This window comes from Sphingomonas sanguinis (genome assembly GCF_001476905.1).
In the GTDB taxonomy this organism is placed as follows: Bacteria; Pseudomonadota; Alphaproteobacteria; order Sphingomonadales; family Sphingomonadaceae; genus Sphingomonas; species Sphingomonas sanguinis_B.
In genome coordinates this window covers 93930-116014 of record NZ_LDTE01000001.1, presented here as the reverse complement: position 1 = coordinate 116014, position 22085 = coordinate 93930, and the positions used below count along the sequence as shown (strand labels likewise).

Annotated in this window: 22 protein-coding genes; 14 read left to right on the top strand and 8 right to left on the bottom strand. The window is 65.8% G+C overall.

Annotated elements, in window-relative coordinates; translation table 11 throughout:
- The first annotated feature begins 60 nt into the window (after positions 1 to 60).
- Positions 61 to 663: a PadR family transcriptional regulator gene (locus SB4_RS00570; RefSeq protein WP_058750963.1), complete on the top strand. Its 603-nt coding sequence runs from the start codon at positions 61 to 63 to the stop codon at positions 661 to 663.
- Complete coding sequence (locus SB4_RS00565) at positions 660 to 950, top strand: DUF2218 domain-containing protein (RefSeq protein ID WP_058750962.1); 291 nt, start codon at positions 660 to 662, stop codon at positions 948 to 950. The genes SB4_RS00570 and SB4_RS00565 overlap by 4 nt, the downstream gene beginning before the upstream one ends.
- A gap of 3 nt (positions 951 to 953) precedes the next feature.
- Here SB4_RS00565 and SB4_RS00560 read toward each other — a convergent pair whose 3' ends face one another.
- Positions 954 to 2099 (bottom strand): glycosyltransferase family 4 protein, encoded by a 1146-nt coding sequence (locus tag SB4_RS00560; RefSeq protein ID WP_058750961.1) that lies wholly within the window; start codon positions 2097 to 2099, stop codon positions 954 to 956.
- Positions 2100 to 2198: 99 nt separating this feature from the next.
- Here SB4_RS00560 and radA point away from each other — a divergent pair, with 99 nt between their 5' ends.
- The 10 genes from radA (at position 2199) to mazG (ending at position 11223) form a co-directional block, all read left to right on the top strand.
- On the top strand, positions 2199 to 3572 hold the full coding sequence (gene radA, locus SB4_RS00555; RefSeq protein ID WP_058750960.1) for a DNA repair protein RadA: 1374 nt from the start codon (positions 2199 to 2201) through the stop codon (positions 3570 to 3572).
- Between the two features lie 84 nt (positions 3573 to 3656).
- Complete coding sequence (locus SB4_RS00550) at positions 3657 to 4217, top strand: CvpA family protein (RefSeq protein WP_058750959.1); 561 nt, start codon at positions 3657 to 3659, stop codon at positions 4215 to 4217.
- Positions 4214 to 4651, top strand: coding sequence for an iron-sulfur cluster assembly scaffold protein (locus SB4_RS00545; RefSeq protein WP_058715962.1), 438 nt, complete (start codon positions 4214 to 4216; stop codon positions 4649 to 4651). Before SB4_RS00550 ends, SB4_RS00545 begins: the two co-directional genes overlap by 4 nt.
- Positions 4651 to 6399, top strand: a complete 1749-nt coding sequence (locus tag SB4_RS00540) for a cation:proton antiporter domain-containing protein (protein WP_058750958.1) — start codon at positions 4651 to 4653, stop codon at positions 6397 to 6399. Before SB4_RS00545 ends, SB4_RS00540 begins: the two co-directional genes overlap by 1 nt.
- 3 nt (positions 6400 to 6402) lie before the next feature.
- Positions 6403 to 6732, top strand: a complete 330-nt coding sequence (locus SB4_RS00535) for a DUF423 domain-containing protein (RefSeq protein WP_058715960.1) — start codon at positions 6403 to 6405, stop codon at positions 6730 to 6732.
- A 42-nt stretch (positions 6733 to 6774) separates the two neighbouring features.
- Entirely contained in the window at positions 6775 to 8331 is a 1557-nt protein-coding gene (gene metG / locus SB4_RS00530) for a methionine--tRNA ligase (protein WP_058750957.1), read from the top strand.
- Positions 8331 to 9107 carry a TatD family hydrolase gene (locus SB4_RS00525; protein WP_058750956.1) on the top strand — a complete coding sequence of 259 codons (777 nt, stop codon included), beginning with the start codon at positions 8331 to 8333 and terminating at the stop codon, positions 9105 to 9107. Before metG ends, SB4_RS00525 begins: the two co-directional genes overlap by 1 nt.
- Positions 9104 to 9868: an MBL fold metallo-hydrolase gene (locus SB4_RS00520; RefSeq protein WP_058750955.1), complete on the top strand. Its 765-nt coding sequence runs from the start codon at positions 9104 to 9106 to the stop codon at positions 9866 to 9868. The genes SB4_RS00525 and SB4_RS00520 overlap by 4 nt, the downstream gene beginning before the upstream one ends.
- Positions 9865 to 10440: a retropepsin-like aspartic protease family protein gene (locus SB4_RS00515; RefSeq protein WP_058750954.1), complete on the top strand. Its 576-nt coding sequence runs from the start codon at positions 9865 to 9867 to the stop codon at positions 10438 to 10440. The genes SB4_RS00520 and SB4_RS00515 overlap by 4 nt, the downstream gene beginning before the upstream one ends.
- A gap of 66 nt (positions 10441 to 10506) precedes the next feature.
- A complete protein-coding gene (mazG, locus tag SB4_RS00510) occupies positions 10507 to 11223 on the top strand; it encodes a nucleoside triphosphate pyrophosphohydrolase (RefSeq protein WP_058751026.1) in 717 nt (238 codons plus the stop codon).
- Here mazG and hflX read toward each other — a convergent pair.
- From hflX to dusB, 7 genes are all read right to left on the bottom strand, one after another.
- Positions 11204 to 12496 carry a GTPase HflX gene (hflX, locus tag SB4_RS00505; protein WP_058750953.1) on the bottom strand — a complete coding sequence of 431 codons (1293 nt, stop codon included), beginning with the start codon at positions 12494 to 12496 and terminating at the stop codon, positions 11204 to 11206. The genes mazG and hflX overlap by 20 nt on opposite strands.
- Positions 12493 to 12984, bottom strand: coding sequence for an RNA chaperone Hfq (gene hfq, locus SB4_RS00500; RefSeq protein WP_042482301.1), 492 nt, complete (start codon positions 12982 to 12984; stop codon positions 12493 to 12495). The genes hflX and hfq overlap by 4 nt, the downstream gene beginning before the upstream one ends.
- A gap of 140 nt (positions 12985 to 13124) precedes the next feature.
- Positions 13125 to 14501: a nitrogen assimilation response regulator NtrX gene (ntrX, locus tag SB4_RS00495; protein ID WP_058750952.1), complete on the bottom strand. Its 1377-nt coding sequence runs from the start codon at positions 14499 to 14501 to the stop codon at positions 13125 to 13127.
- 6 nt (positions 14502 to 14507) lie between these two features.
- Positions 14508 to 16754 (bottom strand): sensor histidine kinase NtrY-like, encoded by a 2247-nt coding sequence (locus SB4_RS00490; RefSeq protein ID WP_058750951.1) that lies wholly within the window; start codon positions 16752 to 16754, stop codon positions 14508 to 14510.
- Positions 16755 to 16818: 64 nt separating this feature from the next.
- Positions 16819 to 18261 carry a nitrogen regulation protein NR(I) gene (gene ntrC / locus SB4_RS00485; protein ID WP_058750950.1) on the bottom strand — a complete coding sequence of 481 codons (1443 nt, stop codon included), beginning with the start codon at positions 18259 to 18261 and terminating at the stop codon, positions 16819 to 16821.
- Positions 18258 to 19274 (bottom strand): two-component system sensor histidine kinase NtrB, encoded by a 1017-nt coding sequence (locus SB4_RS00480; protein ID WP_082669862.1) that lies wholly within the window; start codon positions 19272 to 19274, stop codon positions 18258 to 18260. The genes ntrC and SB4_RS00480 overlap by 4 nt, the downstream gene beginning before the upstream one ends.
- 34 nt (positions 19275 to 19308) lie before the next feature.
- On the bottom strand, positions 19309 to 20310 hold the full coding sequence (dusB, locus tag SB4_RS00475) for a tRNA dihydrouridine synthase DusB (protein WP_058732434.1): 1002 nt from the start codon (positions 20308 to 20310) through the stop codon (positions 19309 to 19311).
- 93 nt (positions 20311 to 20403) lie between these two features.
- Here dusB and SB4_RS00470 point away from each other — a divergent pair, with 93 nt between their 5' ends.
- Entirely contained in the window at positions 20404 to 21564 is a 1161-nt protein-coding gene (locus SB4_RS00470) for a bifunctional 2-C-methyl-D-erythritol 4-phosphate cytidylyltransferase/2-C-methyl-D-erythritol 2,4-cyclodiphosphate synthase (protein ID WP_058750948.1), read from the top strand.
- Entirely contained in the window at positions 21561 to 22085 is a 525-nt protein-coding gene (locus tag SB4_RS00465) for a hypothetical protein (protein ID WP_058750947.1), read from the top strand. The genes SB4_RS00470 and SB4_RS00465 overlap by 4 nt, the downstream gene beginning before the upstream one ends.

Genomic DNA, 22085 nt, shown 5'->3' with positions numbered 1-22085 from the left:
ACGATCTTGACTCCGATCGCTCACGATATATCTTGATGCTATCAAGAAAGGAGTTGCACCATGCGACATCATCATCACCATCATCATGCCGGGGGGACGGATCGCGGCCATCGGCGGGGCCATTGGTCGTTCGGGCCGTTCGAGGTGAAATGGGACATCGAGCGCGAAATGGGCGGCGGTCGCGGCCGGGGCGGACGCCGTGGACGGATGTTCGACGGCAGCGAATTGCGGCTGGTCCTGCTCAAGCTGATCGCCGACGAACCGCGCCACGGCTATGACCTGATCCGCGAGATCGAAACTATGACCGGCGGCGCCTACGCGCCCAGCCCCGGCGTAATCTACCCCACGCTCACCCTGCTCGACGAAATGGGCTTCATCGAGGAACAGCGGTCGGAGGGCGCCAAGAAGCGCTTCGCCGCGACCGAAACCGGACGCAGCCATCTCGCGGACAATGCCGAGCAGGTCGAAACGCTGATCGCCCGCCTGAAAGCCCTGGGCGAGCACCGCGAACGGACCGACTCCGCACCCGTCCGGCGTGCGATGATCGGGCTGAAGATCGCGCTGGGCGAACGCTTCGGGCGGGGCGATGCCTCACAGGATATGGCTCACGAGGTCGCCGCGCTGATCGACGAACTGGCCCAGAAGGTGGAGCGGATGAAATGAGCATGTCCGTTGCCCGCGTGCCGACGCTTTCGGCCAGCCGCTACCTCCAGCAGCTCGCCAAGCATTGGAGCCACAAGATGGAGGTCGTCTTCACCCCCGAGGAAGGGACGATCACCTTCCCCAATGGATCGAAACTGGAGATGCGCGCGAGCAGCGACACGCTCGACGTGATCCTCAACGTGCCGGAGGACGGCGACGTCGCGCGGATGCGCGAGGTCGTGTCCAGCCATCTGGACCGGTTCGCCTTTCGCGAGGCACCGCTGACCTTCGACTGGCGCGAAGGCTAGGCGTCAGGCCCGGTCGGCGAACAGTGCGCGGTACGCATCGAGCACCGCGTCGTTGACCTTATCCCACCGGTAATCGGCGACGCGGGCCTGGCCTGCTGCGCTGAACCGGTGGCGCAAGGGAGCGTCGGTCGCGATCCGCTCCAGCGCGTCGGCATAGCCCATGATGTCGCGCGCCTCGACCAGATAGCCCGTCTCGCCATCCGCCACGAGGTCCATCGCGCCGGTCGCGTTGGCCGCGACGACGGGCACACCGGCGGCCATGGCTTCGGTCGTCACGTTGCCGAACGTCTCGGTGACGCTGGGGTTGAAGAAGATGTCCATCGACGCGACCGCCCGGCCCAGATCGTCGCCGGTCTGATAGCCTGCGAAGATCGCATCGGGCGTGGCCTTGGCGAACCAACCCTCCGCCGGGCCCTTGCCCACGATCAGTACTTTGTGCGGCACGCCGCGCCGCCGCAACTCGGCCAGCGCCTCGGCAAAGACGTCCAGCCCCTTTTCCTTGACCAGGCGGCCCAGGAACCCGATCGCGACCTCGTGATCGGCGATGCCGAGTGAGCGCCGCCATTCCAGGCTGCGGCGCGCAGGCTGGAACCGGTCATGATCGATGCCGCGCGACCAGATGCTCATCGGCGGCGTCACGCCCCAGCCGCGCAGCAGCGCGATCATGCTGGGGCTGGGTGCTACGATCCGGTCGAACTTGTTGTAGAAGCGGGTGAGCAGCCGGACGATCGCCTTTTCGAGAAAGCCCAGGCCGTAATAGGCCGGATAAGTCTCGAACCGGGTATGCACCGACGCCAGCGAGGCGACCCCCTTTTCCCGCGCCCAGCGCACCGCCGCATGGCCGAGGAATTCAGGCGCCGAGACATGGACGATGTTGGGCGCGAAGGCCTCCAGATCGGCGCGCACCTTGGCAGGTAGTCCGCGCGCCAGCTTGTAATCCGCGCGGAAGGGCAGCGGGATGGCAGGCACATCGACCAGATCACCGACCGGCGGAAAGGCTGGGGTCGAGGATGTCGGCGAATAGACGCGCACGGCGACACCCCGATCGAGCAGATGGCCGACGAGCAGGTTGAGCGTCTGGTTCGCGCCATCGCGCGTGTAATTATAGTTGCCGCTGAACAGGGCGACACGAAACTGGTCTGGGGTCATGGAATCCGCCCCATAGACGGGTGACGACGCAAAGACCACTCCTGCCCCGGCGCATCATATCCGTTCCATTTTCGTTCCGCTCCCGCTAGAGGTAGCGCCATGGCCAAAGTTCAGAAGCGCTATGTCTGCCAATCCTGCGGATCGGTGTCGTCCCGCTGGCAGGGGCAGTGCCCCGATTGCTCCGAATGGAATACCATGCTGGAGGAAGCGCCGGTCCAGCTGACCCCTTTTGCCGCCAAGCATAATCTGCAGGGCGGCGGGCGTGCGATCCAGCTGGTCGGGCTGGACGCCGACATTCCGCTGCCCGACCGGATGGCGACCGGCATTGCCGAGCTGGACCGGGCGCTCGGCGGCGGGTTCGTCGAGGGCTCGGCCACGCTGATCGGCGGCGATCCGGGGATCGGCAAGTCGACCCTGCTGCTCCAGGCCGCCGCCAAGCTCGCCCTGGCGGGCAAACCCGTCGCCTATGTCTCGGGCGAAGAAGCCGCCGACCAGGTGCGTCTGCGCGCGCGGCGGCTGGGACTGGGGCAAGCGCCGGTCCGGCTGGCGGCCGCGACCTCGGTCCGCGACATCCTGACCACCCTGTCGATCGGCACGCCACCAGCACTGCTGATCATCGACTCGATCCAGACCATGCACTCGGACCTGATCGAGGGCGCGCCGGGTACAGTCAGCCAGGTTCGGGCGTCGGGCCAGGAGCTGATCCGCTTCGCCAAAGAGCGCGGCACCGCCGTCGTGCTGGTCGGTCATGTCACCAAGGACGGATCGATCGCGGGGCCGCGCGTGCTGGAACATATGGTCGACACCGTGCTCGCGTTCGAGGGGGAGCGGAGCCACCAGTACCGCATCCTGCGCGCGATCAAGAACCGTTTCGGCGGCACCGACGAGATCGGCGTGTTCGCGATGCAGACCGAGGGGCTGACCGAAGTCGGCAATCCCTCCTCGCTCTTCCTCACCAATCGGGACGAGGGGGTTACGGGGGCGACGGTGTTCCCAGCGCTGGAGGGGACGCGGCCGGTGCTGGTCGAGATCCAGGCGCTGACCGTCCGGCTGGCATCGGGTGCCACGCCCCGGCGTGCGGTCGTCGGCTGGGACACGGGGCGGCTCGCGATGATCCTGGCCGTGCTGGAGGCGCGGTGCGGGCTCAGCTTTTCGTCGGCGGAAGTCTATCTCAATATCGCGGGGGGATACCGGGTGCAGGACCCGGCAGCCGATCTGGCGGTCGCCGCTGCGCTCATCTCGGCGCTGTCAGAGCGGCCGGTTCCGTCGGACGCGATCGTGTTCGGCGAGATCGCGCTGTCGGGGGAAATCCGATCGGTCGCACACGGCGGGCTGCGACTGAAGGAGGCAGGCAAACTGGGCTTCGAGAAAGCCATGGTGCCCCGAGCGATGACCTCCGAGGAAAGCGGTTTGCGGATGACCGGTTTCCGAACCCTGGCCGAGTTCGTTGACCATATGTTGGGTCGGGGGTAGCGAGGGGCTGAGGTCGTCACGTCCGCCCGTGCCGTCACGGGCGGCGCGACGACAGGATGGGGCTGAAACATTGGACCGGACGCATTGACAGCGCTTGATATTCTTGTCCTGATCGCCGTGTTCGGCGCCGCGATCCAGGGTTTCCTGCGCGGTTTCGTAACCGAAGTCCTCGCGCTGTTTGCCTGGGTCGCGATCGTCGCGGCTCTGAAACTGTTCCACATTCCGCTTGCCCAGGCGCTGACCGGTGTGGTCGGCACCGTATCGGGATCGGCCGTCCTGGCCTTTGCGCTGATCGTCGGCGTGACCTATCTCGGCGGACGGCTGGTCGCCCGCGCGATCGGCAGCCGGGCGCGGACCTCGATTTTGGGGCCGGTCGACCGGGCGCTCGGCTTTGGTTTCGGCGCGCTCAAGGGGCTGATCCTCGCCAGCCTCGTCTTCCTCGTCGTGGCCCTTCTGGTCGATACGGTCAGCGGTGGCCCGGCCCGCCGTCCCGAATGGATGGTCAAGAGCCGTACCTATAAGCTTCTGAACGCCACGAGCGCCGGGATCGCGGATTTCGTAGATCGCCGCCGTCGCGGCTTGCCGGTCTTCGGCGCCCCTACACCGGCCACCGACGCCGCCACCAACAGCGAGACGCCGTCATGACCGCGCCCCTCTACAATGCCGAAATTCTGCGGCTGACCACGGCCATTCCGCACGACCAGCGGCTGACCGATCCGATGGCGAGCGTGGAAAAGCGCTCGCCCATCTGCGGCAGTCGGGTGACGGTGGACATCGATCTGGACGAGGACGGCCGCGTCAGCCAGGTCGGAATGCTAGTCCGCGCCTGCGCGTTGGGGCAGGCGTCCGCCGCGCTGCTGTCGGCGCATATCGTCGGGCGCAGCGTGAGCGAACTGGCCGATGCCCGCGATGCCCTGACCGGCTGGCTGGCGGCGGGGCAGGGGGATGCACCCGACTGGCCAGGCCTGGAGGTTTTCTCGCCCGCCCTGACCTATACCGCACGCCACCCCTCGATCCGGCTCGCCTTCGAGGCGGCGGCCGAGGCCGCCGAGCAGGCATCCGGCGCGGTTGTCCGCTGATGCACAGCGAAGTCTCCCTGCTGCGCGATGGTGCGATCCTGCTGGGTTTCGGGCTGGCGTTCGTGCTGGTCTTCCGACGCCTGGGTCTCGGTGCTACGCTGGGCTATCTGGTCGCGGGCGCGGTGGTCGGCCCGCATGTGCTGGGCTTGGTCGGCGACGCCGAGTCGAAACTGGGCATCGCCGAGATCGGCATCACCCTGCTGCTGTTCATCGTCGGGCTGGAGTTGAACCCAGCCCGGCTGTGGCGGATGAAGCACGAAATTTTCGGGCTCGGCCTGATCCAAGTCGCGGCCTGTGGCCTGGCCATCACCGGCATCGTCCTCCTGGCGCATTTCTCGCTGGAGGCCGCGCTGGCGCTGGGGTTGCCACTGGCGCTGTCGTCTACCGCGCAGGTCCTGCCGATGCTGCAATCCTCGGGGCGGATGCGCACGCCCTTTGGAGAGCGCGCTTTCTCGATCCTGCTTTTCCAGGATCTGTCCATCGTCCCGCTAATCACCATCGTGGCGGCCATGTCGCGCAATCCGGCGGACCACACCGGCCCGCCGGGCTGGATATTGGCGTTGGAGACCATCGGCGCGATCATCGGCCTGATCGTGGCCGGACGCTTTTTGCTGCGCCCCTTGTTCCGCCTGATTGGCAATATGGGCGAGCGCGAGATGTTCGTCTTCGCCGGACTGTTCACGGTCATCGCCAGCGCGGCGGTGATGGAGTTGCTCGGCCTGTCGACGGCGCTCGGCGCATTCATCGCGGGCGTCATGCTTGCCGACAGCCCCTATCGCCATGAGTTGGAGGCGGATGTCGAGCCGTTCCGCTCGATCCTGCTTGGTCTGTTCTTCCTGGCGGTCGGCATGATGCTGAACCTGCCCGCCATTGCCGAGCGGCCGCTCTTCGTCGCGGTGATGGCCCTGGCGCTGATCGCGACCAAGACGCTGGTCATCATGCTGATCGGCCTGGCGTTCAAGATGAACTGGCGTTCCGCCTTCGCGCTCGGGCTGCTGATGAGCCAGGGCGGCGAGTTCGGCTTCGTTCTGTTCGCCCAGGCCCAGGCGGGTTATCTGATCGCACCCGAAGCCGCGAGCCTGTTCGGCGCGATCATCACCGTGTCGATGGCGACGACGCCGTTCCTGATGGCCGCCACAAGGCGTATCCGTGAGGAGCCGGTCATCACCCGCGGCGGCCAACGCGAGGGGCCGATGACCGATGGTGCCAACGCATTGATCGTCGGCTATGGCCGTTTCGGCCAGACTGTCGCCCAGATGCTGATCGCCAGCGACGTGCCCGTCACGCTGATCGACCGCGATATCGAGATGATCGACATCGCCGCGTCCTTCGGGGCCAAGGTCTATTATGGCGACGGCACCCGGCTCGACCTGTTGCGACAGGCGGGCGCGGCCGAGGCGGAGTTGATCCTGTTCTGCCTCGACGAGGATCAGATCACGCTGGAATTTCTGGAAAGCGTCCACGCCGCCTTCCCCAATGCCGCGCTGTTCGTCCGCGCCTATGACCGCCGCGCCGTCCTGCGCCTGAAGGGCGGACCGGCGCGATATGTCGTCCGCGAGGTTCTGGAGTCGGCGGTGAAGATGGCCCGGCTGGCCCTGGGCAGCCTGGAAGTCGACGAGGCCGAAATCGACCGGGTCGAGACGATGTACCGGGCCCGCGACAAGGAAAGGCTGGCTGCCCAGGCCGCAGCCGGAGACCTGCACGCGGCGAGTGACCGGATGATCACGCAGGACGAGCGAAAGGGCTGAACCATGGGATGGGTGGCGATCTTGGCCGCGTTATCGGGTGCGATGGCGATCGCCGCCGGGGCGTTCGGCGCACACCGGGCGGAAGGCGCGGCGGTCGAATGGCTGCGTACCGGCGGCCACTATCAACTGATCCATGCGGTCGCCGCGCTCGTCGCGCTTCGGATGGAGGCGCGCGGCGTCGCCTGGGCCTTCGTCATCGGGGCGGCGATCTTTGCGGGTACGCTCTACGCCATGGCCTTCGGCGCGCCGCGCTGGTTGGGGGCGATCACACCGATCGGGGGTACGATCCTGATCGGTGGCTGGCTGTGGCTGGCCTGGAGCCTTCGTGGCTAAGCCGGGCTTCACCTGCGCGAGGGGATGTTCTAGGGACCGGCCATGGCCGATCCATTCTATATCACCACCGCCATCCACTACCCCAATGGCCGCCCGCATATCGGCCATGCCTATGAGATGGTGGCGGCCGACGTCATCGCCCGGTTCCAGCGTCAGGCGGGCCGGGATGTCCTGTTCCAGACGGGCACCGATGAGCATGGGCTGAAGATGGCCCAGGCGGCGCGCGCCCGTGGCATCCCGACACGCGAATTCGCCGACGAAATGTCAAGCCATTTCCATGTGATGGCGGACCGTCTTGAGATTTCCTACGACCGGTTCATCCGCACGGTTGACACCGATCACTATGCCGCCAGCCAAGCGATCTGGAAGGCGATGCAGGACAAGGGCGATCTATACCTCGACCGCTATGAGGGCTGGTATTCGGTCCGCGACGAAGCCTTTTACGACGAGGGCGAACTGACGACCGCCGAGGACGGCACCAAGCTGTCGCCGCAGGGCACGCCGGTCGAGTGGACGGCCGAGGAAACCTGGTTCTTCCGCCTGTCCAAATATCAGCAGCCGCTCCTCGACCTGTACCGCGACAATCCCGAATTCATCCGTCCGGAAAGCCGCCGCAACGAGGTGATGCGCTTCGTCGAGGGCGGCCTGTCCGACCTGTCGGTCTCGCGGACCAGCTTCGACTGGGGCGTGCCGGTGCCGGACAGCCCCGGCCATGTCATGTATGTCTGGGTCGACGCGCTGACCAACTACCTGACCGGCACCGGCTATCCGAACAAGGATAGCGATCTAGCGCGCTTCTGGCCCGCCAATCTGCACCTGATCGGCAAGGACATCGTTCGGTTCCACACTGTCTATTGGCCCGCCTTCCTGATGTCGGCGGACTTGCCTTTGCCCCAATCAGTGTTCGGGCACGGCTTCCTGCTCCACCGGGGCGAGAAGATGTCCAAGTCGGTCGGCAATGTCGTCGACCCGATGGGCCTGGCCGATGCGTTCGGCGTCGACGCGCTGCGCTATTTCTTCCTGCGCGAGGTGAGCTTTGGTCAGGACGGCTCCTATTCGGCCGAGGCGATCGTCACCCGCGTCAACGCGGAACTCGCCAACAGCTTCGGCAATCTGGCGCAGCGCACCCTGTCGTTCATCGCCAAGAATCTGGGTGGCGCACTCCCCGAGGCGGGACGGAGCGATCCGGCCGATGCGATGCTGTTGGAGGAGGTCGTCGTGGCCTGCGCGGGCCTGAAAGCGGCGTTCGGCGATCTGGCGCTCAGCCAGGGGATCGAAGCGTGGATGCGCGGCGTCTATGCCTGCAACCAGTATATCGATGTGCAGGCCCCCTGGTCGCTGCGCAAGACCGACCCCGAGCGGATGCACGCTGTGCTCGGCACGCTCGTCCGCGCGATCCGTATGCTCGCCATTGCGATCCTGCCCGTCACGCCGCGCGGGGCAGGGCTCGTCCTCGACACGCTGGGGGCCGAGGAGCGGGATCACGCCGCGATCGACGATGATGGCTGGTACGCCCGCCGCGCGGTGAACGGTACGCCGCTGGCCGCGCCGACCCCGGCTTTTCCGCGCCTGGAAATCCCGGTCGAGGCCGACGCCTGATGCTCGCCGACAGCCATTGCCATCTGAATTACAAGGGCTTGATCGAAGATCAGGCCGGGATGCTCGCGCGGGCACGGGATCGGGGCGTCACCGCGATGCTCAACATCTCCACGCGCGAAAGCGAATGGGATGCGGTCATCGCCACTGCCGAGCGTGAGCCGGATGTCTGGGCCACAGTCGGCATTCACCCGCATGAGGCGGATGCTCATCCCCATATCGACACCGCCAAGCTGGTCGAACGCGCCCGCCACCCGCGCGTCGTCGGCATTGGGGAGAGTGGCCTCGACTATTATTACGATCACAGCGACCGCGAACGGCAACAGGCAAGCTTTCGCGCCCATATCGCGGCATGTCGCGAGACCGGCCTACCGCTGATCGTCCACACCCGGGATGCCGAAGGCGATACCGCCGCGATCCTGGCCGAGGAAATGGGGAAGGGGGCCTATCCAGGCGTCATCCACTGTTTCACCGCCAGTGGAGCATTTGCCGATAAGGCCTTGGCATTAGGCTTTTATATATCCATTTCGGGTATCGTGACCTTCAAGAGCGCGAAGGATTTGCAGGACACCGCCGCGCGCCTGCCGCTCGACCGGCTGCTGGTCGAGACCGATGCTCCGTTCCTGGCGCCCGTGCCCCATCGCGGCAAGACCGGGGAGCCGTCCTTCGTCGCCGACACCGCCAAGTTCCTGGCAGAGCTGCGCGGCGAAACGGTCGAGCAGTTGACCACCGCGACCGCCGAGAATTTCCACCGGCTGTTCGCGAAGACGCGCGCGTGAAAATTTGCATCCTCGGTTGCGGTACGTCGTCCGGCGTTCCCCGGATCGGCAATGACTGGGGCGCGTGCGACCCCGGCGAGCCGCGCAACCGGCGGATGCGCATGTCGGCGCTGGTCGAGCATGACGACACGCGTATCCTGATCGATACCGGCCCGGATATGCGTGAACAGCTGCTGGCCGCCGAGGTCGCCACGGTGGATGCGATCCTCTGGACGCACGACCATGCCGATCATTGCCATGGCATCGACGATGTGCGGCAGATCTTTCATGCCCTGGGCCAGCCGGTGTCGGGCTATGCGCGCCCCGCCACGGCCGCATCGTTGGAAAGCCGCTTCGGTTATGTGTTTCGCGGAAAGACCGGCTATCCGCCGACCGCGACCATGGCGATGCTGGAAGACGACATGACGATCGGCGGCGTGCGGGTGCGTACCGTCGACCAGCCGCATGGCCGCATTCTGTCGGCAGGTTTTCGCTTCGAATGCGATCGCAAGAGCATCGGCTATGCCACGGATTTTCATGACCTGACGCCCGACATGGCCGATCTGTATCGCGATCTCGATATCTGGATCGTCGATGCCCTGCGTCGTCATCCGCATCCGGCTCATGCCGACCTGCCATCCGTGCTGCACTGGGTGGAGATGCTGAAGCCGCGCCGCACCGTGCTGATCCACATGGACCAGTCGATGGATTATGCAACGCTCTGCCGCGAACTGCCCGAAGGGGTCGAGCCCGCCTATGATGGGATGGAGCTGATCCCGTGAGCACCGACCGGGCCATGGACATCGTCTTTTATGGCCTGATCCTGATATTGCCGCTCAGCGCCTTGCTGGCCCGGCGCATTCCCATCCGCCAGACCATGCGCATGGCGTTGATCTGGATCGGGATATTCGGCGCCATGTTCCTGATCATCGCCCAGCGCGATCGTCTTACGGGCTGGTGGCCGAGTTCGAAAGTGTCGGCCGGCACCGCGCGGATTCCGATCGGCCCGGACGGCCATTACTGGGCCAATGTCCGCATCAACGGTATCGAGCGGCGCATGATGATCGACAGCGGCGCCACCACAACGGCCTTATCGGTGGCCACGGCGCGGGCGGCCGGACTGGATCTGACGCAAAGTCCTTTCGGCAGCCTGATCGACACGGCCAACGGCCCGGCCACGGCGGACCATGTTACGGTTGCAAAGCTCGGCATCGGATCGGTCATTCTGGACGATGTTGGTGCGGACGTATCACCGGCATTTGGCGATCAGGACATCATCGGCATGAACGTGTTGAGCCGTCTGCGCGCCTGGCGGGTCGAGCAGGGTATCCTGACCCTCAACCCGCCAGACTGACTTATTTTTACATAATATATATTATCAAATGCAAGGAGATCGGTGTTGGAGCGCCTGCTGACCATCATGAAGCGCCTTCGCGACCCCCAGAACGGTTGTGAATGGGATGTGGCGCAGAGCTTCGAGACGATCGCGCCCTATACGATCGAGGAAGCGCATGAAGTCGCCGACGCGATCGCACGCGACGACATGGCCGATCTCAAGGACGAACTGGGCGACCTGCTGCTACAGGTCGTCTTCCACGCGCAGATTGCTCAGGATATGGGGCATTTTGCCTTCCCGGATGTCGTGACCGCGATCAGCGATAAGATGGAGCGGCGCCACCCGCATATCTTCGGTGATGTGGCCGAGGGCGGCCATCATCTGTGGGAGCAGATCAAGGCCGAGGAACGCCGTGCCAAGGCCGCCGGTGGGACGCTCGACGGTGTGGCGCTCGGTCTGCCCGCGCTGATGCGGGCGGAAAAGCTCCAGAACCGGGCGGCGCGGGTCGGCTTCGACTGGCCCGACGAGGTTGGCCCGCGCGCCAAGATCGACGAGGAAATCCAGGAGATCGTCGAAGCCACGCCCGATACGCTGGAAGAAGAGTTCGGCGACCTGCTATTCGCCATCGTGAATTGGGCCCGTCACCGGGGCGTCGATGCCGAAGCCGCGCTGCGCAACGCCAATCTGAAGTTCGAGCGCCGCTTCCGGGGCATGGAGGAGATCGCCGGTGAAGGCTTCTCCGCCCTCGACTTGGAAGCGAAGGAAGCCCTCTGGCAGGACGTCAAACGTCGCGGCGGTTGAACCGCTCGTAATCCGGTTCGGACAGGCGGACGTCATAGACCGCCTGTTCCCCCTCGATCACCTGATCCAGCACCTCGCCATGCGCGTGGAGCCAGGCGGCCCCCGCCCCGTCACCGGCATCCAGCGCGATGCGATAACGACGATGGCCGGAGGTCAGCGCGGCGGCAACCTGTTCGATCAGGTCGTCCACGCCCTCCCCCGTCATGGCGGATAGCGCAACGATATTCGGGCGCCGCGCCGCCTCGACCAGCACGTCCTCGCGGTGATCGCCATCGATCAGATCGACCTTGTTCCACGCCTCGAACCGCGGGGTTTCGGGATCGACGCCGATTTCGGTCAGCACCGCCTCGACGTCGGCACGCTGCGCCTCAGTATCGGGATGCGCGATGTCACGAACATGGATCAGCAGGTCGGCGGAAACGACCTCTTCCAGCGTGGCCTTGAAGGCGGCAACCAATTGAGTCGGCAGGTCGGAAACGAAGCCCACCGTATCTGACAGGATCGCCTTGTCGATGCCGGGCAACTGGATCTGGCGCAGCGTTGGGTCGAGCGTGGCGAAAAGCAGGTCCTTCGCCGTGACATGAGCGCCCGTCAGGCGATTGAAAAGCGTGGACTTTCCGGCGTTGGTATAACCGACCAGCGCGATCACCGGCCAGGGTGCCCGCTGACGACGTTCGCGGTGAAGACCACGCGTCCGGCTGACCTGATCCAACTCCCGCCGCAGCCGCGCCATGCGGTCGCGGATCATGCGCCGGTCGGCCTCGATCTGGGTTTCACCCGGCCCACCCAGGAAGCCGAATCCGCCGCGCTGGCGTTCCAAGTGGGTCCAGCTGCGGACCAGCCGGCCCGCCTGATAATCGAGATGGGCGAGTTCGACCTGCAACCGGCCCTCGGCCGTCGCGGCACGCTCGCCGAAGATTTCGAGGATCAGGCCGGTCCGGTCGATGACCTTGGCCTCCAGCGCGGTTTCCAGATTGCGCTGCTGCACCGGGGTCAGCGCAGCGTCGAACACGACGAGCTGCGCTTCCTCCATCCGCACCTGTTGCGCGACCTGCTCGACCTGGCCGCTGCCGATCAGCGTGGCAGGCTTGGGCGCGCGGACGCGAAGGGCGATACGCTCGACCACGTCGAGCCCGATCGCCATGGCGAGCCCAGCGGTTTCCTCAAGACGCGCCTCCGCATCACGCGCGGCATCGCCCTGATCGGGCAGGACGATAACCGTGCGCGCACCGCGCGCGAATTCGCCGCGGTCACGATCGAAACCCGTGCTCAATCCTCGGCCGATCCGGCCTGCTCTTCGGCCAGGTTCAGCGGGCGGGCGGGCTGAATGGTCGACACGGCGTGCTTGTAGACGAGCTGCGCCATGCCTTCGCGCTGGAGCAGCATGCAGAACAGGTCGAAGCCTGCAATCTGCCCCTGCAGCATCACGCCGTTGATGAGGAACATGGTCACCGGATCTTCGGACTTGCGAACCGCGTTCAGGAAGATTTCCTGCAAAAGCGGGTTCTTGCGCTGCTGCTCGTTCACCCCGTCGACGATCGCGGCGACGTCCAGCGGGCCCGAGGGCATGATGGTGGAAATGGCGTGCTTGTAGATCAGCTGCGACTGGCCGTCGCGGCGCAGCAGCACCGAGAAATTGTCGAACCAGGTGACGATACCCTGGAGCTTGACGCCCTTGACGAGGAACATGGTCACCGGCGCCTTGGAGCGGCGCAGTGCATTCAGAAACAGGTCCTGCAGCGAACCCGATTTGTCGGCCATGGGAAAGCCCTTGTTCTTGGCGGGTCCGTGCCCGCGATTAGCGCCGTTTCCCGGCGTCGGAGATGCGCCCGTGGACCGGGCACCGCCAACATCTAAGATTTCGAGAGGCGTTCGTCCAGAGGGACCGCCCGCCCCTTCGATCAATCCTCGCGCGTTTCGCTGATGCCCAGCAGCTTCAACTTGCGGTGCAACGCCGAGCGCTCCATGCCGATGAAGCTGGCAGTGCGCGAGATATTGCCGGAGAAGCGCCGGATCTGCACCCGCAGATACTCCCGCTCCCAGCTTTCGCGCGCTTCGCGCAACGGTGCGCCCATGATCGCAGTCGCGCCCGTTCCGCCCATATCGGCCCCCTCACCCAGCACTTCGGCGGGCAGCAGGTCGAGGTCGATACGCCCGACCCGGTCGCCCGGTGCCAGGATGATCGTTCGTTCCACGACATTGCGCAGCTGGCGGACATTGCCCGGCCAGTCATAGGATTGCATCGCCACCATCGCATCGGGTGCGATCTCGGGCGTGCGCACGCGCCGCTCGGTCGCATAATGCGCCATGAAATGCTCGACCAGCGGCGGAATGTCCTCGCGCCGCTCGGCCAGCGACGGGATGGTCACCGGCACGACATTGAGGCGGTAATACAGGTCTTCGCGGAAACGCCCCTCGGCGATTTCCTGGGTCAGGTCTCGCGCGGTAGCGGAAACGACGCGGACATCGACCTTGACGACGCGCGTACCGCCGACGCGCGTAAAGCTCTGATCGGTCAGCACGCGCAGGATACGCGCCTGGGTTGCGATCGGCATATCGGCAATTTCGTCCAGGAATAGCGTGCCGCCATGCGCCTGTTCGAGAAGGCCGGTGCGAACGAGGTCCCCCCCCTCCTCCACACCGAACAATTCCTCCTCGACCCGCTCGGGCGTCATCCGCGCGGCGCTGACCACCACGAAGGGGGCGTCCGCCCGGTTACTCCAGCCGTGGAGGAGCCGCGCGGCGACTTCCTTGCCGACACCCGCCGCGCCCATGATCAGCACCCGGCTGCCCGTCGCCGCCACGCGCTTCAGGGTGGCGCGGATGCCGTTGATCGCGCTCGACGATCCGGTCAGATCGGTCTCGCGCCCGGCCGAGGCGCGCAACGAGGCGTTCTCGCGCCGCAGCCGCTCGGTCTCAGTCGCCCGGCCGACCATCAGGAGCAGGCGTTCGGCCTCGAACGGCTTTTCGATGAAATCGGCCGCCCCCTTGCGGATCGCGGCGACGGCGGTGTCGAGATTGCCATGCCCCGAAATGACCAGCACCGGGATGGAAGGATCGCGGCGCTTGATCTCGTCGAGCAGTTCCAGCCCGTCGAGCTTCGACCCCTGCAACCAGACGTCGAGCAGCACCAGCGACGGACGGCGCACCGCCACGGCCTCCAGCGCGGCATCGCTGTCCGCCGCGACGCGGGCGTCATAACCCTCGTCTTCCAGCACGCCCGCGACGAGTTCGCGGATATCAAGTTCGTCGTCGACGACGAGGATGTCCAAAGCCATGATCTTTTACGTCCGGGTACGAGTCAAAGCAGTGAGCTGGCCCTCCCCAGCCAGTTCGGGTTCGGCGCCGCCCTGATCCAGCGCCGCGAGAGCACCGGCATCGAACATCATCGACACGATGGTGCCACCGGTGGGATTGTCGGAAAAGCCGATCGTGCCGGCATGTTCCTCAATGATCTTGTTGACGATGGCGAGGCCCAGGCCAGTGCCCCGCGCGCGGGTCGTCATATAAGGCTCGATGATCCTATCGCGCTCGGGCGGCAGGCCGATGCCGTTGTCGGAAACCGTGATGGTCACCATCGTCGCCTGCTGGCCGACGGTCATCACGACCTTGCCGCCCTTCATGCCTTCGGGCCGGGATTCAATGGCTTCGACGGCATTCTTGACGATGTTGGTCAGCGCCTGGCTCATCTGCCGCCGGTCGCAGACCAAGGTCGGCGCGGACTCTTCCTGGTCCAGCTGGAAGGTCACGTCCGGGTGCGCAACTTCATGCAGGAACATGGCCTGCGCGCAGATATCGGCGATCGCTTCTTCGCGGAACACGGGCTTGGGCATACGCGCGAAGGACGAGAATTCGTCGACCATGCGGCGCAGGTCGCCGACCTGGCGGACGATGGTTTCGGTCAGGCGTCCGAACGTTTCGTCCTCCGGCCCGATGATCTTGCCATAGCGCCGCTGGAGACGCTCGGCCGCCAGCTGGATGGGCGTCAGCGGGTTCTTGATCTCATGCGCGATGCGCCGGGCAACGTCGGACCAAGCCGCGCGCCGCTGGTCGAGCAATTGCTGGGTAATGTCGTCGAAGGTCAGGATGGGGCCATCGCCGGTCTGCGCGATCCGCACCGCCAGCGTCCGCATGTCACCATGCAACGCGACCTGCACGGTCGCTTCGCGGCGCCCCTGGTCCAGCAAATCGTCGAGCTCGGGCGCGACCTCGGCCAGCTTGCGGCCCACCAGGCCATCGTGATCCGCTCCCAGCAGCAGGTCGGCCGAGTTGTTCGCGATACGAATACACCGATCGCGCCCCACCGCCATGACGCCCGCCGATACGCCCGCCATCACCGCCTCGATCAGGGCACGGCGGTTGTCGAGCTGCGCATTGGCGGTGACCAGCTGCGTGTTCTGGCGCTCGAGCTGGCCGGTCATCTGGTTAAAGGCGTTGGCCAGCGTGCCAACTTCGTCCCGGGTGCGCGGATCGGGCACTCGCGCCGTCAGATCGCCGCCCGCGATCCGCCGTGCCGCTTCGACCAGTTCGCCAACCGGCCGGACAAGCCGGTCGGCGACGGCCAGCGCGATCCAGACGGCAATGCCGACGATCAGCAGGGCGATCGCGAACAGGACGAGGTTGAACTTGAGTTGGAGCGATCGGGCGCGACCTTGAAGCGCGCGATAATCGTCGAACACGTCCTCGGCCGCAAAATGCTGCTTGCTGAGGAAGTCGGCATTCACGCCGGTGCCGACATACAACATGATCCCCTTGCTATTGGGGAGGGGAGTGACCACCCAGACGCGGCGCTCGTTGATGCCGACTTCCGGTCGGTTGGCGCGCTGGGCCTGCTGCACCATGTCCGGGGTCACCAGTTCGCGGAACTTCGAGTCCGACGGCGGAAAGACATAGTCGTAGAATTTGAAACCCTGCTTCGGGTCATAGGAGAAGAGTACCGCCTCTTCCAATTCACGCACCAGCATCTGCGATCCGAGATATTGGTGAAATTCCTCGCGATTTTCCTTGAGGACCGGAAGGTTGCGACCGAGGTCGCCCGACATCGCGCCCGCGCCCTTGACCCAGCGCTCGATGATCTGCTGCTGCGACTGGCGGGCGATATCCATCGCGTCGCCGAACGCCTTGCGCGCACGGTCGGAAATCCAGAACTCCGCCGAGGATTGGAACAGCACCGAGGCCGTGACGACGGTCAATAGGATGGGAATACTGGCGGTCAGCGAGAAGATCGCGACCAGCCGGACATGCAGCCGTCCACCCCCGCCGACCGGAGACTCATCCGCACGGCGCATCGCAACACGCCGCCCTAGCAACATCAGAAGCAGAACGCCCGGCACCAAGTTCAGCGCCAGCAAGGCCGCCATGACCGGAGGCGCGATCAGTCCTTGTGTATCATGGCGACTGTCGATGAAGACATAGGTACCCATCGCGACGGCCACGGCGCCGATGATGACCGCGATCTCCATCGCCGGGGTCACCGCGAAACGGGATCGCGGTGGTTCGGCAGGTCCAGCAGGCTTCAGGAACGCCAACATCGTTGCAATCGTACAACGTGAAGCGTGTCCTGCAAGACACAATTCGTGAAAATAATGTCAGCCCTTATCCCGCATCGTCGTCGCCGCTGACCGGGATGTTCAAGCTGTCGAGCCGCTTGCGCAGCGTATTGCGATTGATGCCCATGGCGCGCGCGGTGCGCAGCTGATTGCCGCCATGCCGTGCCAGCATCGCCTCGATCAGGGGCCGCTCGACCTCGCCGATGATCCGATCATAGAGCGTCCCATCGTCCAGCGCGTGTGGCTGTGTCGTCGCCAGCCGGGTCAGATAGGCATGGACGGCCGCACTCAGATCACCCCCGGCGCCGCCATCGCTCTGCTGGACAAGGAACGAGCGCGCCTCTCCCAGCATGATGCGTACCGCATCGGCGTCGATCACTTCATCGCGCGCCAACACGGCCAGGCGCCGCATCATATTCTCCAGCTCGCGGACATTGCCGGGCCAGTCGTGCGCGACGAGCACATCAAGCGCATGGGCGTCGATCCGACGCCGGGGAAGCCCCTGAAGCGCGGCATTTTCCAGGAAATGGCGAGCGAGCAATGGAATGTCCTGCCGCCGTTCGCGCAGCGCGGGCAAGGCGATCGGCACGACGTTCAGGCGGTAGAATAGGTCTTCGCGAAACTGGCCCGAGGCAACCTGTTGGCTGAGGTCGCGATTGGTCGCGGCGACGATGCGGACATCGGTGCGGATCGTCCGCGCGCCGCCCACCGTCGTGAACTCGCCGGATTGCAGGACACGCAGCAATCGCGTCTGCGCCTCCATCGGCATATCGCCGATCTCGTCCAGGAAGAGCGTGCCGCCCGCCGCCTGCTCGAAGCGTCCCGCATTGCGCTGCGCCGCGCCGGTAAAGGCTCCGCGCTCATGCCCGAACAGCTCGGCCTCGATCAGCTCACGCGGGATGGCGGCCATGTTGATCGCCACGAAGGGCGCGGCGCGGCGGGGGCCCAGGTCGTGGATGGCACGGGCGACCAGTTCCTTGCCGGTGCCGGATTCGCCCGAGACCAGCACGGTGAGGTCGGTCGACACCACGCGCGCGATGACCCGGTACACGCCCTGCATCGCCTGCGACCGGCCGATCAGCGGCAGGGCGCGGTCATCCTCGCCCAGGCCGTCCTCGACCAGCACACCGCCCCGCGCCAGCGCGCCCGCCACCGCCTGGGTCAATGCGTCGAGATCGAAGGGCTTGGGCAGATATTCATAGGCCCCGACCTCCGCCGCCCGGACGGCGGTGGTCAGCGTGTTTTGCGCCGACAGGATGATGATGGGCAGCGCAGGGAAACGCTCCGCCACGCCCCGGATGTGATCGATGCCGTCGCCATCGGGCAGGATGACATCGGTCACCAGCACGTCCGGCGCGCCGCCCGCCAGCACGCGGTCCAGTCGCGCCAGCGTCTCGACCGCCGTCACCTCATGCCCAGCCCGGCGCAACGCCTGCCCGACGACGGTACGGATCGCGGCGTCGTCATCCACCACCAGGACGTGGCTCATGCCTGGGCCCTGGGCAGCAGCAGACGGAATACGGTCATTTCGGGCGAACCCTCTCTCGCATATTGGATGATACCGCTCATGTCGCGGACCAGCTTGTCGACGAGCGCGAGGCCCAGCCCCTGCCCTTCGCGGCGCCCCGAAACAAAGGGGTCGAACAGATGGTCGGCGATATCGGCCGGCGCACCCGGCCCATTGTCGATGACGCAGATTTCGATGGGCAGTGGCAGGCGGGGTCGGCCTTCGCCGGTGCTGACCGACATGCCGTGGCGATAGGCGGTAGTGATGACGATGCGCGGATTACGCACCTCCCGCACGGCCTCGCGGGCGTTTTTCAGCAGGTTGATGACGATCTGAAGTAGCGCATCACGGTTGATCCGGGCGGGCGGCAGCGAGGGATCGAACCGTTCCTCGACCGGAACCCCGCGCGCAAAACCCGCCAGCGCGACCCCCCGCGCATGGGCGAGCAGCGGATAGATATTCTCCGATGCCAGCGGCAAGGGCCTGGTATCGCTAAAATCCTGCATCCGGTCGATCAGCGCGGCGATGCGGTCGACCTCGGTCGTAATCAGCGTCGTCAATTCGCCGCCATTGAGCAATTGCGCCGCGCCGCGAATGCCCGACAGCGGGTTCTTGATCTCATGCGCCAGCATGGCGGCTGCTCCCACTGCCGCCCGCGCGCCCGCGCTGCGCTCGGATGCATGGCCGAGCCGTCGAGACGGCCCCGCGCTGTGCAATGTGATCGCATGCCAGCCGGGATAGTCCGGGATCTGCGCCTCGACGAAGTCGACCCGGATCTTGGGTCCGTGCGGTGTAGCGATGACGGTATCGTACACCGCGAAGCCATGGCCGTCCCGGCTGCGCGGCGCGTCGGGTGGCGGAAGGATCGCGGCGAGCGGCTGTCCGACCATCAGCCGCTCGGACAGGTTCAGCAGCTGTTCGGCCAGCGCATTGGCATGGGCGATGCGATTGTCGGGGTCGACCACCACAATTGCGACGGGCAAGGCGGCGAACATCGCCCCGAACCCAGGGCGACCGCGCCCTGCCGGATCAGGCAGCCGCTGCAAGCTCGATCTGCGGCATGTAGAAATCGTACAGCATCGCCTTGACCCGCTCGGCGCTAGCTTCGTGGTTTACCGTGTTGCGAAATTCGGCAGAACCGTGCAGGCCGCGCGTGTACCAGCCGATATGCTTGCGGGCCATGTTGACGCCGGTCTCGGTGCCGTAATGCTCCAGCATCGCGTCATAATGTTCGGTCACGGCGCGATATTGCTCGTCGAGAGCCGGGTCCGCACGCCGTTCGCCGGTGGCGAACCAGTGCATCACCTGCCCGAGCAGCCAGGGACGGCCATAGGCGCCCCGCCCGATCATGACGCCGTCGGCGCCCGACTGGTCGAGCGCTGCATCGGCATCGTCGATCGAGCAGATATCGCCATTGGCGATCACCGGAATTGACACCGCATCCTTGACGTTGCGGATGAACGCCCAGTCCGCGCTGCCCTTGTACATCTGGTTGCGGGTACGGCCATGGACGGTGATCATCTTGACCCCGATATCCTCGGCGATGCGCGACAGCTCGGGCGCGTTCAGGCTGTCATGGCACCAGCCCATCCGCATCTTCAGTGTCACGGGCACGTCGACCGCCTTCACCGTCGCCTCGATGATCGCCGAGGCCAGCTTCAAGTCGCGCATCAGGGCCGAGCCTGCATCACCGTTGACGACCTTGCGCACCGGGCAGCCCATGTTGATGTCGATGATCGCGGCCCCACGATCGGCGTTCAGCTTGGCCGCCTCTCCCATTTCATAGGGGGTGCAGCCGACCAGCTGCATCGACACCGGCTCCTCCAGCGGGTGCCAGGCGGCCTTCTGGATCGACTGGCGCGTCTCGCGGATCGCGGCCTGGCTGGCGATCATCTCGGTGACGTTCAGGCCCGAGCCATAGCGGCGGACGAGCGTGCGGAAGGGCATGTCGGTGACACCGGTCATCGGTGCCAGCACAACGGGGCTGTCGATCGTCACCGGACCGACCTGGATGGGAGCGAGATTACGCATCATACTGCCTGAAAAATAAGCATTCGCCTTATCGCAAGGCCCCCACAAAGGCAAGATTGGCAGCCTCGCCGAAAAGCCGCTAGGCGGAACGCCATGAGCCAGGATGGAAAGATCGCCGCATTGATCGTCGCGGCGGGCGGCGGCAGCCGGATGGGTGGCGGCGTGCCAAAACAGTTTCGTGACCTAGGCGGGCGGCCGATGCTGGCCTGGAGTCACGTCGCCTTCTCGACGCATCCGGCGATCGATACGGTCCTGACCGTCGTCGCGGAGGATCATCAGGACCATGCCGCCTCGATCCTGCCAGGTGCCTGGATCGAGGCAGGCGGGGCCAGCCGTCGCGAGTCGGTGGCGCGCGGCCTTCGCCATCTGGCGCTGAAGGGCTTGACCAAGGTGTTAATCCATGACGCCGCCCGTCCCTTCCTGTCGGCCGAGGTCATCGACCGCGTACTGGCAGGGTTAGCCTCGGCAGATGGTGCCATGCCGGTGCTGCCCGTCGCCGATACGCTGGCGAGGGGCGAAGACGCCGTACTGGGCGAGATCGTGCCCCGCGACGGCGTGGTTCGCGTCCAGACGCCGCAGGGCTTTCACCTGCAAGCCGTGATCGCCGCCCATGCCGCCTGGCCCGCCGAAGCGGAAGCCACGGACGATGCACAGATGGTGCGACGGCTTGGCGGGCGCGTCGCTTTGGTGCAGGGCGATGCCATGCTCGAAAAGATCACCTATCCCGACGACATGACCGGAGCCGATATGCGCCTGACCTGGGAAACCCGGACCGCCATGGGCTATGACGTCCATCGGCTGGAGGATGGCGAAGAATTGTGGTTGGGCGGCGTGCTGATCCCGCACCATCAGGGTCTGTCGGGGCATAGCGACGCCGACGTCGCGCTCCACGCGCTGACCGACGCGCTGCTCGGCACGATCGCGGCCGGAGACATCGGGACCCACTTCCCCCCCAGCGATCCGCAGTGGAAGGGTGCCGAGTCGGGCCAGTTCCTGCAACACGCCGCCAAGCTGATTGCCGACAAGGGCGGCCGGATCGATTTCGTCGACCTGACCATCATCTGCGAAGCGCCAAAGATCGGCCCGCACCGCGCCGCCATGGTCGAAAGGATCGCCGGACTGCTGAACATCGACCAGAGCCGGGTGAGCCTGAAGGCGACGACGACCGAGCGCTTGGGCTTTACAGGGCGCGGCGAAGGCATCGCGACCCAGGCCGTGGCGACCGTCCGCCTGCCCGGCGGGGCGGCGGCATGAAGCGGCTGGGCCTGATTGCCGCGCTGGCGGCCTTGCTCGCGCCCGAAATGGCGACGGCCCAGCGAGCCTGCATCACCGCGCCCGAGGCGGAGGCCATGACGCTGGTCGCCATGCCGGACATCCTGCGCGAGACGGGCCGCGTGTGCGGTGCACGCCTGCCCGCGACCAGCCTGATCCGGGGCGGCGGTTCGTTGATCTCGAAATATGAGGGCGCGGCCGACCAGGCATGGCCCGCCGCACGGGCAGCGATCGTCAAGCTGTCCGATCCGGCGATCGATACGCTGCTTCAGTCGGACTATGCCAGGCCGCTGCTGACCTCGCTGCTCGTGCCGTTCATCGTCGGGCGGATCGGGTTGGAGGATTGCGGCACCATCGACCGGCTGGTGACCCAGCTTGCCCCCCTGCCCCCGCGCAACATGGCAGGCGTGGTCGTGACCGCGCTGCAATATCTCAAGACTGAAAAGGCGCGGGGACGGCAGGTGGCCGTGCCAGACCTGCCGCTGTGCACCAACGGAAACTGA